At 45.5% G+C, this 13,885-nt stretch carries 17 protein-coding genes; all 17 read right to left on the reverse strand.

Annotated elements, in window-relative coordinates; genetic code table 11:
• Nucleotides 1-7 precede the first annotated feature (7 nt).
• Complete coding sequence (locus EI981_RS25155) at nt 8-547, reverse strand: phage distal tail protein (protein ID WP_227011588.1); 540 nt, start codon at nt 545-547, stop codon at nt 8-10.
• Between the two features lie 35 nt (nt 548-582).
• Entirely contained in the window at nt 583-726 is a 144-nt protein-coding gene (locus tag EI981_RS25160; protein ID WP_127002900.1) for an XkdX family protein, read from the reverse strand.
• A complete protein-coding gene (locus EI981_RS25165; RefSeq protein WP_193556405.1) occupies nt 719-1,411 on the reverse strand; it encodes a hypothetical protein in 693 nt (230 codons plus the stop codon). The genes EI981_RS25160 and EI981_RS25165 overlap by 8 nt, the downstream gene beginning before the upstream one ends.
• A gap of 12 nt (nt 1,412-1,423) precedes the next feature.
• The gene (locus EI981_RS25170; protein ID WP_127002902.1) at nt 1,424-3,730 is read right to left on the reverse strand and encodes a hypothetical protein; all 2,307 of its coding nucleotides are present in this window, start codon (nt 3,728-3,730) and stop codon (nt 1,424-1,426) included.
• A 5-nt stretch (nt 3,731-3,735) separates the two neighbouring features.
• Nucleotides 3,736-4,161 (reverse strand): phage tail fiber protein, encoded by a 426-nt coding sequence (locus EI981_RS25175; protein ID WP_127002904.1) that lies wholly within the window; start codon nt 4,159-4,161, stop codon nt 3,736-3,738.
• Nucleotides 4,162-4,172: 11 nt separating this feature from the next.
• A complete protein-coding gene (locus EI981_RS25180) occupies nt 4,173-4,715 on the reverse strand; it encodes a phage tail domain-containing protein (protein ID WP_127002906.1) in 543 nt (180 codons plus the stop codon).
• Nucleotides 4,716-9,239 carry a phage tail tape measure protein gene (locus tag EI981_RS25185; protein ID WP_127002908.1) on the reverse strand — a complete coding sequence of 1,508 codons (4,524 nt, stop codon included), beginning with the start codon at nt 9,237-9,239 and terminating at the stop codon, nt 4,716-4,718.
• A 2-nt stretch (nt 9,240-9,241) separates the two neighbouring features.
• On the reverse strand, nt 9,242-9,502 hold the full coding sequence (locus EI981_RS25190; RefSeq protein ID WP_127002910.1) for a hypothetical protein: 261 nt from the start codon (nt 9,500-9,502) through the stop codon (nt 9,242-9,244).
• 14 nt (nt 9,503-9,516) lie between these two features.
• Entirely contained in the window at nt 9,517-9,930 is a 414-nt protein-coding gene (locus EI981_RS25195) for a hypothetical protein (RefSeq protein ID WP_127002912.1), read from the reverse strand.
• A gap of 85 nt (nt 9,931-10,015) precedes the next feature.
• The gene (locus EI981_RS25200; protein ID WP_127002914.1) at nt 10,016-10,543 is read right to left on the reverse strand and encodes a hypothetical protein; all 528 of its coding nucleotides are present in this window, start codon (nt 10,541-10,543) and stop codon (nt 10,016-10,018) included.
• The gene (locus tag EI981_RS29125) at nt 10,533-10,709 is read right to left on the reverse strand and encodes a hypothetical protein (protein ID WP_162616267.1); all 177 of its coding nucleotides are present in this window, start codon (nt 10,707-10,709) and stop codon (nt 10,533-10,535) included. The genes EI981_RS25200 and EI981_RS29125 overlap by 11 nt, the downstream gene beginning before the upstream one ends.
• Nucleotides 10,706-11,083 (reverse strand): minor capsid protein, encoded by a 378-nt coding sequence (locus EI981_RS25205; RefSeq protein WP_127002916.1) that lies wholly within the window; start codon nt 11,081-11,083, stop codon nt 10,706-10,708. The genes EI981_RS29125 and EI981_RS25205 overlap by 4 nt, the downstream gene beginning before the upstream one ends.
• A complete protein-coding gene (locus EI981_RS25210) occupies nt 11,076-11,480 on the reverse strand; it encodes an HK97 gp10 family phage protein (protein WP_127002918.1) in 405 nt (134 codons plus the stop codon). Before EI981_RS25210 ends, EI981_RS25205 begins: the two co-directional genes overlap by 8 nt.
• Nucleotides 11,480-11,794: a hypothetical protein gene (locus tag EI981_RS25215; protein ID WP_127002920.1), complete on the reverse strand. Its 315-nt coding sequence runs from the start codon at nt 11,792-11,794 to the stop codon at nt 11,480-11,482. Before EI981_RS25215 ends, EI981_RS25210 begins: the two co-directional genes overlap by 1 nt.
• 3 nt (nt 11,795-11,797) lie before the next feature.
• Nucleotides 11,798-12,358, reverse strand: coding sequence for a head-tail connector protein (locus tag EI981_RS25220; RefSeq protein ID WP_127002922.1), 561 nt, complete (start codon nt 12,356-12,358; stop codon nt 11,798-11,800).
• Entirely contained in the window at nt 12,306-12,572 is a 267-nt protein-coding gene (locus EI981_RS25225; protein WP_127002924.1) for a hypothetical protein, read from the reverse strand. The genes EI981_RS25220 and EI981_RS25225 overlap by 53 nt, the downstream gene beginning before the upstream one ends.
• 77 nt (nt 12,573-12,649) lie before the next feature.
• Nucleotides 12,650-13,879: a phage major capsid protein gene (locus EI981_RS25230; protein ID WP_127002926.1), complete on the reverse strand. Its 1,230-nt coding sequence runs from the start codon at nt 13,877-13,879 to the stop codon at nt 12,650-12,652.
• Nucleotides 13,880-13,885 lie beyond the last annotated feature (6 nt).

Consider the following 13,885-nt stretch of genomic DNA (forward strand, 5'->3'; position numbering starts at 1 on the left):
CCTCCTTTCAATACAGCACCCTGTCCTGATACGTTATCCGGAAAAGAATCTCCCTGCCGGTTGCTGGGTCTGTCCAGGTCAATTTATTTTCACCAAGATTCAGATTGAAGAAATCCCCGTTGTACAGGTGTGAGACATTGACGCCATTACGGGTTATTTTAAACTTGCCGGAATCAATGATGATTACATCACCTGGCTTGAAGATATCTGTAAACTCGATGAAGTCAACATGATATCTATTAGCATCGGCAACCATTCTGCCCTCGCCTGACATGTGTATGCTTGGTCTAATCTCCCGTATAAAGGATGCTGACACTCGCCCCTCGCCGCTCATTCTTTCAGGCTCCAAGGAGTATTCCCTGATATATTCGCCCATAGCTCGTCCTTCGCCTGATAAATGGGAAGAGGCATGCATCTCCATTGAAGTAGCTGCCAGAGAAACTCGCCCTTCACCTGATAGGTGGGCTGATAAATCGACAATATTTACTTCATTTTCGGTTTGAGAGTTAAACGCAAGATTGTTGAATCCTCCACCAAACATATTCATTCACCCCTTGGGTCAGGAAAATTTTCCTTAGCTAATCATGCCTTATAATCCTTACCCGTGATAACCTTAAACTCTGCTGCTGTGATTACACCAAACTGTACATATAACTTAAGTTGTACATCAGATACCCATTTCTTTTCGTAACAGTACGATAGTCTTTCAAATTCACTATTAAACATTCGATTCGCCCCCTGTTCCCATTGCTAAAAGTCTTAATTCAAGCGACGCCAACATTTTCCCAAGAACCTGATTTTGCATGTACAAATCGAGAATAGAGATATCCTTTTTGATCAGTTCAGCGCCTATTACATTGTTTTGCTGTTTTAAATCTAATGATGTTAAGTCTTGCTTTATTAGTTCGGACCCGACCGCTGTAGTTATCTGCTGAAGCTCTATACCGCCCTGCTTCGTTTGTTCAAGACTTTCATCCATACTAACGATTGCTTGCTGTTGCCCAAAAAGTTGAAGCTTCAAATCAGATACTTCCTCGCCTAGGATATCCATCGGATCAGGCTCCTGCGGCTGCGGCTTAGTTAGTTCCTCGATCTCTTCCACCGTCAGGCCCTCTTCCCAAAATTCTGACGGATCGGATAGATCACCATCTATTAACTCCCACGCCAACAAATCAAAGCGCGGCAGATACAGCCCAGGAGGTACCGACACACCAACGGTATACCCGGCAATCTCCGGTTCAGCCTCTTCCTCTGGTTGCTCGTCATCCGCCTTGATATTACTTTCAGGCGGTAACCTCGGTTCTGATTCCGGCAATGGGGCATAAAAAGGGACGACACCATAAAAGGTATCGTCCACTATCGTATCCTCCAAGTAGAGTCCGTCTCTATTTACTTTAGGTACTGCTTTCAAGTTGATCTCTCCTTATTGTTCGGCCAGGAACACAAGTTGACCTAAACTTGCTTCTAGCGTCTGCCCGAACGTGATTTTAACCACTCCATCAGAACCGATAGACAAAGTTCCCATTGTAGCGCCTGTGCTGGGTCCATACGTTCTAATCCCAGAATAAAAAACCGTTTTAGGACGATAGCCTTCAGGCAGTACAAAGGCTGCTGTGCCCAAGGTTATTGACGCAAGCTCCCCTTTCAAGTGCACGAAACCCTGACTATCTTTTAAATATGCAACGGCATCGCGACCTAAATTAATATGTCCGTTAAGCAACGTAGGCATAATCCACCCCGGTGCATCCTTCTCCGCTTTCTTCATCGTCAGGACGGATACACCGTGTAACGCTTCGGCTACACCTGCGGTAAGGTCGGATAGCTGCGCCTTTTCATTCGCGGCTACTACGCCAGATATTGGAACGGTAGGAGATTTATCAAGCTTGAGATAGGTTACGCTGTAGGCCACGGATTGATCAAACTCCGGCCACGGTCTATCCAGGTATGCATTGCCATAAGCATATCCCGGGGCTTGTTGCACTCTCCAACCATAAAACGGCTTATCATCTTTGTAAAAATTCAGGAATTTGTCTAGTTTATAAGTCAAAATGGAGCTTGGGGAGCCAATATGATTTACAACAGCCCATGAACTTAGACCGCCGTGGTTTTCAGGTTTTGCCCGTTCCCGCAATACAATCCCCGTACCTACTTCTACCACGTTATCGCCTTCGTTTAGCGTCAGACAGCCTTCGGATACGACTGGTTCGACGGTTTCTTTAGCTAGGCGGTATAGGAGTTGATAATAATTCCATTCAGGGTATGATTGCGTTGGGAGAGTTGTTGTTCCGTCCTTTAACCCTCCATCTGAGTTAAGAGGTAGTCCTAGCTTGCCCCATGCTCTGGTTCCAGTACCGTTATACGGTTGTGTTACGTTGCCATACAAATACATCTTCCAGCCCATAAAATACGCCTTAATCTCGTCTGCTGTCGGTGTGTATGCGTCTCCCCATCCGCTGTCTGTGTTAGATATGGTCATTTGAATTTTATGAGTAAAGCTGGTATTAAAAGCAAACTGATCACCGGCAGTGAATTGCTCGGTACTTCCTGTCCAGTTTGTTAGTCTCTTCCCATCATATTTAGTAACAGTCTGACTATTCGATAAGCCGCCACTATTATCAAAAGGAATAGTGACTCGTTTATACCCCGTAAAAGGTATCGCGTTATTCGGTCTCCAATCTAACGAGCCATCCAGCACAACCTTTTTCCACTTCGCTAGCTTCCGATATTCGCCGCCACTCTCGAACAGTTCGTCAGGCTCACTGCCGTCCGTAGGGTTAGCGTGGAGTTCTGTTTGAAACGCTAGCATAGAGTCTTCGCGCGGTCGAAACGGTTTGGCTTCGGTGCCAAGTGTGAGCATTGGTTCCGAGAATGAGATTTGCTCTACGGCATTGTTGACTCCGTACAGATATACTCTAATGTACTTTGTTCCAGCAGGCGTCTTGATCCAGCGCATATTCAGTCCGCTTCCTTGCGCGATAGAATTTCCGCCCTCTTCGACTACGGTAAGCACGTTTTGTGATGCGTCCAACGGCTGTAAAATATTTCTGTTTGCACTTCCTGCGTTATTTACCGACAGTAGGTAAAACAAATTTTCGCTGGCAGGCAAAACATAAGAGTTATAATCGTTTCCTGTTCCGCTGGTCGTTGCGTTAATTTTATAAGGCTCTATTATTTTAGAGTTAGCGTGTAGTGTCCATTCATAAAACGGCGGCAACAAATTAGCCCCATACCGTATTACATAGGGATTCTCTACGCCGATGATTCCGATCCTGTTTTGTCCGTTGATCTCCGTTTTACCTTCAATAGACGCAAGATTAAAACGCGCGTCACGCTGTGCGCTGATAACCTGTAAGCCTGGTTGTAATGTGATCTCGTCTGTGTCGGAGGTATCAAGGCGATTATCTAATGCCGTAATATCCGCTTTATTCTTCTCAATATTATTGATAAATGTATCATGGTCATAAGCCGTAAAGTTCCGAGCCAATCTCGTTCCAGCGCTCCACGCCTTCGCGGTGCCTTGAAACCCACGAACACAACCTTTTAATATATTCCCCTCTACGGAAGCATAAGTAATCGTCTCAGCTGCTTCTCCATTGCCTATTACAGCAATACCTTCAGGCTTCAATAAGACCGATGAATCTGCTACCTCGATTTCTGTAACAACTCCATCAATAGCCGATACTATTTCTGTTTTTGGCGAGTTAGGTATAGCTCTATACATCTTCTCCAAATCGATCACCCCTCATCTACAACAAGCTGACCGATAAGAAAACGAAGTAAGTCATTCTCAAGAATCTCTCTCGGCTTCTTAAGCGCACCGTGGTAGAGCAAATTCCCTCCGTTTTCAGAATCTCGTATCCCCAGGTAGGCAGCAACCCCTTGATCCGCTGTAGCGACAGGGAAGGCAACATCTACTTTATTGCTCGTAACTGCTCTGCGAGAAGACATAAGTGGATCAGAGAATGATACTTCAACACGTCTGTATCCTCCTCCTGTGATCTCTTGCCCCGTGTCTGCATCTGTAGGGTTACTAGTATATAGAGCAAGATAGATTCTGGATGGTGGTGTAAATACTTGACCTCTAAGAGCTGCATTTAAGCAAGCCTTTTTCCAATAGTTCGACTTAGATAACAAAACTGTATCTTCCGTAATGACTGCCATGATTCATCCTCCTATTCGACTTTATATTCGTTCTTAATCGTAAATTTTGTCAGTGAAGAAGATCCGATATTTGTAAGCACAATGACAGCGCTGGTTCGCTCATCACCGATAGAATCTACCGTAATTACTTGTGGTGATTTGGTTATCGTCAACTCTGAAATCTTTTCTTCTAACCTGGGGAATGGATCGTACATTTTCAAGGGTATCTCGACGATCCGATTCCCTGCAGACTCATCAAAACCCATCGTTCCACGATACTGAGCTAAATAGTGCTTGCCTGGTCGATCACTAAAGACAATATCAAGCTGGCCACGGCGGATATTGAACATTCGCATGATCAGCCCAACTGTCTTGTCATAATCATCACCGGCAATAAAAAAGCCCAGACCAATTGGCCGGGGCGAATAACTGCTGCCGAAGTCCAGAGCTCCATCTCGGCCAGCAACTTCTATGATGTTTTCACTTACTTCCGGTAATCCAGGAATATTCCTTTCAACCAATATTGCCCCAATCGTAGAAGCCCATTGACCATTCACCGATACATCGAGATCCATTTACTTTGTCCCTCCTGTTGTGGCCAATCTTCGTGCGGTTCGCTCTCTTGATCCGTATAAAAGTTCTGCATCGGCCCCATCGGTTACTTCAACCGCGCCTACCGACATATCAAAACTATTATAAATAACCGGCTGAACTTTATCGGACCGATCGTACACTGGCAATGCTCGTGGAACATCAAGCAGCCTGAACAAGTTATCGAGCTGCATTGGGTTAAAGATCGCCTCGCCTCCATGAACAATCGCTTGTAGAGGCGCGCCCATGGGGCCGGGAACACGACCGCCAACATCAAAACTAGGTAGCTTGCCCGTATCCTTTTCAATTCCGTATTGCTTGCGGATATCTTCATTTCGTTGAGACAGCCTATCCATCTCGGCCTTGTTGCCCGACTTCTTAGCAGCTTCCCAGGCGTCCTTGTTCGCATTGTACTCCTGCAGATCGCTTGCTTGCTGCGAAGCGCTTGGCATGCCTGTGAGCGATGACAGCTTACTATTATAGGCTGAAATAAAGTTGTCGAGATCAGCAAGGATTTGAGTATTGGCCGTCTGATTAGCATCCACCCGATAATCCTGCAACCCCGCCTCCATCAACTTTACATCATCCTGGTAATTCTCAAGGGTCTGCGTCATTTCATCGTAATGTGCTTCTGCATCCGACTTTTCCTTATCGAAGGCGCGCTCTTTCTCGGACTTTTCATCCTGCAACGCTTGCTTCTGATCCTCAAGGTTTTGCTTCCGGATATCTCGGGAATGTTCCAGCTCCATGCGTTCAATCTCTGCGGTAATGTCAGCATATTCCTTCCGTCCCTCGGGGCTGACCGCATCGGCTAAGAGAGCTTGTCTTGCCTTCTTCTCAGCGAGTAATGATTCATAATCCTGTTCGGCATTCAATCGATCTTCAGCCTTAATTAATCGATCAATATCTGCTATGCGTTCATCGATCGCATCCGTATACGCCTTCCGGCGCTCTGCAATGGCTGCGAGTTCATCTTTCTTGGCTTGGTCGATTCGTTGCTTTTCGACCTTACGAGCAGCTTCAGCATCCTTCTGCTGCTTCTGCAGCAGATCCTTCTTAGCTTGATATACCTGATCATCAGCTTGCTTGTAATATTCAGAGTCCTTAGTATAAGAATCTCGAATACGGGTCCATAACTCTAACTTCATCTGAGCAATCTCTGTTTCGCTGGCCCCTGACTCTTCTAACCTCCGCTCCATTTGTTTTAAATAATCAGAAGTGGAGGAATACAAGTCCTTCATGGCACGTTCTGTTGCTGAGATTAACTCCTTGCGGGCTTGAAATAACTTATCATCAGCATCTTTGTAAAATTCCGAATCCTTTGAATATCGATCACGTACACGGGTCCAAGCCGCTACCTTCATTTCAGCGATTTCAATTTCTGACTTAGAGGACTTCTCCATCCTTTTTTCCTCAGCCGTAACCCAGGAAACAGAGATATCATATTTGGATTTCGCGCTATCCTCATGAAGTCGCTTGAGCAGTAAATTCATCTCGCGTTCGTCCTCGATAGATTCCTTCAGATGCTGCCTATGCTTTACTCGCACTTTCTCATAGGCGGCAATCTGCTGATCCGCAGACCAATCATACATCTCCGCCATATACCTAACCCCGGCAATGTCCGAGTTATAAGCCTTCTCTCGCATTTCCTTAGCGATTTCAGCAGCGGATTTCTCCTTCTTTGCTTTCTTTGCTTTCTTTTTCTTCGTTTTGGAACTTGTAAGATCAATTCCGTCACCATAGGCGCTATTTTCAAAATCCTTGAAGGCTCCCTCCGTGATACTCTGTATATCCTGATTAATCTTGTTGAGCTCCAGCTTATAATCATTTATCTCATCTTGCTTCGCTTTTGCCTTCTCATCAAAGGTTCTCTTAAAGCCAGGATGTGAGAGGTTGAAAAAATCATCAATAGGCGACTGCTCTACGAACATGCCCGTAGGTTTCTTATCCATGGCTCCGGATATCTTAGCTAAAGCCTCCATTTGCTGATTGGCCAGTCTAATCTTCGCCTCAGTTTCAATCTTCCATGCATTAAGCCTCTTCTTAGCTGCTTCAACCGTTGAGCTTACAGATTTTCGTTCGGTATCAATCAAATCGTCCAACGAGTCTATATTTCTAATATGCCATTGGTTTTGATCATCCAGCGCAGCGGAAAGAGAAGGATACTCTTGTACCAATCGTTTGACTACATCAGCCAAGGTACGCTTCTGATCCGCACTTAGGTTTTCCTTTGATGTTAGCTCTTCATATTGACGCTTGAGGTCATTCATCGTATCGATGTGCTGGATCTTTGCAGAGACTTCCGCTAATTCCTCGCGCTGCATTTCACGAAGTGCGGGTACAGAGTCGCTAATAGCCTTCTTTAGCTCTTTCTGCTTCTCCGTTGCTTCTTCGATACCGTCATAGCCCATCTCCCGCAGCTGCTTATCCATTTTCTTAAGCTCATCATTGATGTCCATGGCCTCGGACAACATTTGAGGTGTTCCCTCACCGCGCTGGCCAGCAGCATCTATTTCATTAAGTCGCGCCATTAACTTGGCTCGTTCTTCTAAAACCTTATTTAACTGGCTCTCTTTATCTTGGAGGTTCTGAAGTTCTTCAGCAGTACGACTATACGGAGCTTGCTTCAAAGTTTCATTCAGTGACTTCTGCGCCTCATCATGTTTACGTGTGGATTCTGCTGCCGCATTGTTATGGGCTATCAAAGCGGCAATTCCAGCCACTACGGTCCCGATAGCTAAAGAGATCAGCCCTAAAATCGGAAACGATACGTTAAGGGCATTAAGGGCAATAGTTACTGCGCCAATGGCTGCTGCTATACCTAGAAGCCCGGCTGTAGCAACAGGGAACGCAACAATGGCCGCCTTAACTTCTGGATTCAGTTCAGTGAATCCTAAAACGAGCTTGGTAATATAATCAATCAGAGCTCTAACTGTGGGATTAAACATGTCACCGACTGATATCCCCGCAGCTTCAAAAGCAGACTTCATTTCTTCGATACTTCCATTCAGCGTATCCATCTGCTCAAATGCTAACCGATCAGCGGCACCAGCAGAGTCCGAAAGGGACGCTGAAAACGACTCTAGACCGGCTTGGCCATTTCTGATAAGTGTTAGGAATCCGGCAACAGCTTCTTGCCCAGCAACCAATCCAGCCACCTGGTTCTGCTGCTCTTGAGTCAGAGATTTGAACTTCTGCTCAAACTGACCAATAAGCTGAGTAAATGGTAGGACATTGCCCATTGCATCAGCTGTCTTAATACCTAACGCTTCCATAACGTCTTTTGCTTCTCCTACAGGGCGTACCAAGCGGAGCATAATTCTTCTTAACTGTGTACCCGCCATTTCACCCTGAATACCCGCATCGGACATCTTAGCGATAGCTGCCGCTGTATCTTCAATACTAATACCGAGTGATGCGGCTACAGGAGCCGCATACTTCATCGCATCTCCTAACTGCTCAATATTAGTATTTGCATTCGTCATGGTCATAGCGAGTACGTCAACCATTCGTCCGGTCTGATCAGCAGACATCCCGAAACCCGTTAAGATGTTGGAAGCTATATCAGCTGTACGGGCAATTTCCATCTGTCCAGCAGCCGCTAAAGATAAAACACCAGGCAAAGCTTCAAGTATTTGTTTGGTCTTAAACCCTGCCATAGCTAAGAAGCTCTGTGCATCTGCAGCCTGGGCAGAAGTAAATATAGTTGCTGCCCCTAGATCTATGGATTGCTGTCGAAGCTTAGCAAATTCTTCGCCTGTAGCCCCGGATATGGCTTTGACCTTTGCCATGGCTTGCTCGAAGTCACCAGATAATGAAATCGCTTTTGTAAGGGCTGCGATGACAGCCGCAGCATACGATCCATAGGCAACTGCAAGTGACTTGATTTCGCTTTGAAATCTATTCACTTTTGTTGCACTCTGCTCGATCTCATTCGTTACCTTGCGAATCTCAATATCAGAGGCTCCAAGCCTTTTCATTTCTTCGCGAACTTCTCTTAATTGCTTCTGTAGAATCTCGGGGTTTGCTTTCCGCAAAGCATCATTGATCTTAGAGATTTCCTTGCTGGACATACCAGTTTCAGACAAAGTAGTGTTTAAACGAGAAAGAGATGACGCTGCATCCTGTCCAGCTTTGGCTGCATTCTCTATGTTCTTCTCCAGCTTATCGACTGGGGCCGCTGCACTAGCAAACTGTTCTTTAATCCGCTTCACTTGATCGCTACTCGCTCCAAGAGCGTACATTTTAGATTCCAAACTTGCGAGTTGCTTTTCTAGCACCTGCGGATTAGCGGCAAGAAGCTCGGATTTCACTTTACGAATCTCTTTAGCATCAAGCCCAACGTCGCGCAATGATTTTGATACGCCCCTAAAGTCCTGGTTGAACTTCTTAGACTCATCGGTCACCTTACGCATGTCCTGCTTGGCTTCCTCCATGCCCTTCTTAAATCCGTCTGAGTCCAATTGTAAGGTCGCCTTTATCCCGCCGACATTCATTTCTCCTGCCATGTCTACCTCCCTTCTATCCGCTGTCGCAAGGCTCCTAATGCTGCTCTATCCAAAGATTCATTCTGATGATCATCGGCTTTCAATGACCATGACAAATTGTCCACCAAAGATTTAAACGACTCTTCTTTCATATTAGGGGCCAATGCGATATTAAGATTAGCAAGCCGCTCTTCTGCGATTTGCTGTGTCTTTTTATGCAGTAGTTCTGGTAGATCCACCATGTAATACTCTCGCCGAAATGTAATCGTCGGCACACCCAGCACCAAAGAAGCCTCGTTTAACCATTGCTGTATGGTTGATTTCTGCCCGCCGCCGCTTTTGAGGTTATTTGGCTGAGGGCGGCCCGGAACTTTTTTAGAGCGCTATTCAGATCGTTCTTCTTGATGGTCTTCGCGAAAAAATCATATAAACTGTTATGATCAGCATTCTCGCGAATAAATTCTTCCTCCAGTCCTGTAATTACGGAGACAAGACGAACCGCCTCACCAAGTGCAATACCGACACCAACCACCAACTTCGCAGTAAAGTTATCATCGCCTCGCGCTGAAAGTATATTCAAAATAATTTGAGGCATAGTTTCAAGATTTTCAAATAAAAGCTCCCATTTCTCAATAGTTAGCTTAGGAATAGGAACGATAGCATCTCCAAAAAAAACTGCATCATCGTTTTCTTTGCGACCAATTCCAAACATGATAAAACCTTCCCTTCAATAACTAAAGGGCGAAGCCGCAGCCTCACCCTTTAAGCATTTGATATTTTCCCAAGCGCTTGGGAATTTACGCGTCTGGATCACCGAAAGCGATCAGGTTACCATCGGCGCCTGGATAACCATTGAATGTAGTATTCGTGATGAGCTCGTTATCATAGCTGTAGGTATAGTTCAAAGTAGTTCTTGGAGCTGCTTTATATAGAGTTACATGATCATTAGGCGTAGTATCTTCGGCAAGAGGAATTAATACGACCTTCTTTGCAATTTTCAGAAGATCTATGACCTTAACGGCACTAACATCAACACGTTTTTTGGTTGGATCTGTTGCATTAATAACAAGAGACGAACCAGGTAGTAGTTCTGTGAGAATATCCAAATCCTTTTCGGCAAATGGAACTGCGATAGTTGCTGTTCTACCTGTGATGATCTCCTTGGCTGGCGTAGTGCCGTATTGGTCGATATTCACTATCCTTGACGTTTCTTCATAGGTCAACACCACGCCGCCTTGCGTGCTTTCTAACACGATCTTATCCTGACCTTCCCCAAATTCTACCTTACACGGACCCAGCTTGATATTTTCTGTATTAATTGACATTCTTCTTGTCCTCCTTCGCATCTACAGCTTGAACATATCCTTGATCAATCAACTGTTTGCCGACATTATCGGTGACATCCAAAGCGTCACCTTTCTTTTTATGATCCGGCTTTTCAGCAGTTCCGACATTAAGAATCAAGTTATCCTTGATAATCTTTACCTTCATTCCATCACCACCAATGTAAAATTAAGAGAATATATAACCCGACCATTATCGTCCCGCCCCGCATAGATCGGGGAAGACTGATCAGCTTTACAAAAACGAACCAAATGTGATGCTACATGAAATTCCCTTTTCTGATGGAGGAATTTATAGATTTGATCTGCAATCTCCTCTGTCTGGACCGCTTTGCTCTGATGGCCTCTTACAACGATTTGAACGCTGGGGAGCTTCCGTGGGCTCCATTCACTTGGAGCATACCCTCCCGTTAATCTGACCCATGCCGCCTCGTCTGGAGAGTCTGGAGGGAAATCATTGGCATAGTATTTGTATGGAATAGACTGCAAAAGAAAATCTGCAAATTGCTTCGGCTTAAACACGTCCAAACTCCCCCTTGATCTCATCGGCAATGATCTTCTGATAGCGGCGATAGCGTGCCTTAAGCGGACGTTCAAGGAACTTAGGACCAGTTCCAGGCGTGGTTGGATCGAAGTCAGATAACTCATGCAAATAGATAGCATAATCAAACTCCCAACCTGACTTACTTTTACGAATCGCGGAATAGGATATCTGCCCCGTAACTCGTAACCCGTTCTTCACTTCCACCTTAACTTGCTTGGATCGGACAAGGTTTCCCTTGTCTTTTGGGGCCAGTTTTTCAGAGTCCTGCGCTAGTTCTTCTAGCGCCTTCTCAACTCCGCGCTGAGCTGCAGCAACCACTCTATCGCTTGTGAGGTCTAATATCTTCATGAGCTGCGATGGATTAAATTCCAGCATTATAGATCCACCACCGTCATGCGTGGGATATTGTCCAAATCCTTGATCACTTCGATGGAGGCCGGTTTGGATGTTCTTTCTTTTACAGACAAGTCAATCCAAGATAGTTCGTCAGCATAGCCCACATTCACATAACCAGGAAAATAGATATGTTCATTACTGATGACTTCCTGTCCGAACTGATTGCGTATAAGCCTGCTGCCATACTCAATCCGGCAGTCGTATGCATTGGACTTTCCTTCTTCCGGTGTTGACCAGGGATCTCGAGAGCCATCCTGCCGGGTTATTTGTACCTTATCATCAAAACTGAGCATGTCTTACCTCCTTACATGCGGAGCGATCAGAGCCTCAACCTCACGCGGCAAAGTAACGCTGCCCCCGTCTTCTTTCGAATAGGTCACAGAATAAGGGCCGATTCTCTCTGAATCGACCCCCACCTTCTTCTCTCTGAAGGACTTTGCCAAAATAACACAGGCGAGTTCCAGTGTTTTTGGCAGCGTGGCTTCCTCAGCGCCTGCCTCGTCGCTTGGAAGGATGTACCCCGCCAAATATTCGGCTTTTATTATACGATCGCCACAAGGCCAGCCAGAGCGCTTGAACAGAATCCCATTTTCAGACTCAATCGAAAAGTCATCGATTATGGTGTTGTCTACGGTCAGTACATCCACTGATTCTACAGGATATTGACTAAGCCGCAGAAAACTCGTCCCGCTGCCGTCCAGTGTTTCCCTCCATGTTTGACGTTTAAACTTCCGCTTGCAACGCTCCTCAATCGCCTCGGAAGCTACTAACAGAGAAATGGTAATGTCCGCGTCATTGGAAGTATCATCCTTCGGTATTTTGTACCACGTTTTTGCTGTCTGGAGGGTTGCTAACATTTGGATCACCGCCCGATTCTTTCTCAGGGTCTGCTTGACTTGCTTCCTTAGACGCAGCCATATCCTCCTTGGTCGCTTCCTTGCCAATAACCCCAGCAGCACGAAGTTCTATCTCGCGCTCCTTATCCGCTTTGTAAACTGACCCTTTACTTACTACATCGCCGCTTTCTTTGCATATGAAATCATTGATAACGATGTAATTTTTATCAGCCATGCTGACCATCCTTTCTAGCTTGGAATAATCCCAAACGTTTGGGAATTTAAAAAGAGGGATCTCTTCGGATCCCATTGTTATGGTTTAGGAATATCTAGTTTTACAAAAGGTGAAATTTCATATCCATTTTTCAAAGTTAATGGCTGAGATAACCATGGTTTTCCGTCCACATTCCAAAACGCTTTAATGATTGTTTTGTTCTGTTTAAACAACGGATGCTCCGAGGCTTGAATATAAATTCCGGCGCCATCCTTGATTAGATAGTATCCAAAATCTGAAAGCACTAAATCCCCCTCGGATCCGAGGATTGGAGAATTTTCAGAGAAGCGAATTGGATAGCCCATCAGGATTCCACTCATAGCGTTATTAGCATTGGGTTGGAATATGAGATTCCCCGCCTCGTCCCGCATCGTTAACAACTGAGGTAAAATAGACTGTGATGCAGACCAAACCAAACTACCTCCTAGTTTCGCTTTAGCAAGCATGCTAACGATGTCCTGGTATTTAATCGCATTGGCAGTGCCTCGATTAACTGCAATTGTTGCACCAGAGCTTATAGCCCCCGTTGGTCTGGCAATTCCATCACCGTAAAGGAACGCATCATCCTCAGCAGCTGAGATTGCCCCTCGGAAAAGCTTGGTCACGATAGCATTTACTGCTTTGGAGTTACGAAGGAGCTTGTCCGTCACTACAATATGACCGGCTACCTCATGCGGTGTAAGTTTGAGGTCTTTAAATTTTGCATCCGTCTCCGGTTTTTCATCTCCTTCACCAATCCAGTTTACCTCTACCCCGCCGTACATATTAGAGCCTGATCCTTGATCAAGAGCTGGAAACGTGATATCTGCATCCGGCGCCGTTTCATCAGCAGGAATTACAATAGCCCTCGGACGAACAATAGCTTCGTCAGGAGACACTTCGAAGAGTTGCGCAGAAAATTGAGGAGGAACAAAAATACCACCGGAAGCAGATGTCTTCATTGCCATCTCTCGGTACTCTTCTAGCCGTGGGTCATTCGGTTTAGTTCTGTATGTTGTAATGATATCCCCCAAGTCTCTGAATTCAGACTCATGTAATGGATCGTCGATTGTCCGTTTTGTAGCGGCACCACCCATAGCAAGCTGTTGAGCTCGCTCTTCCAGCTTGATTTCCTTTTTCAGTTCCTCAGCTCGCTCTTCCAATTCCGTATACTTTGTTTCCTCTTCATCCGTGAAGCCGCGCTTCTCTTCCTGGGCCGTTACGATTAATGCTCTCATTTCATCTTGCTTTGCCGCCAACTTTTTCCTAAGCTCGATTAAGTTTTTCAAATTGCT

Origin of the sequence: Paenibacillus lutimineralis (assembly GCF_003991425.1) — a bacterium.
In the GTDB taxonomy this organism is placed as follows: Bacteria; Bacillota; Bacilli; order Paenibacillales; family Paenibacillaceae; genus Fontibacillus; species Fontibacillus lutimineralis.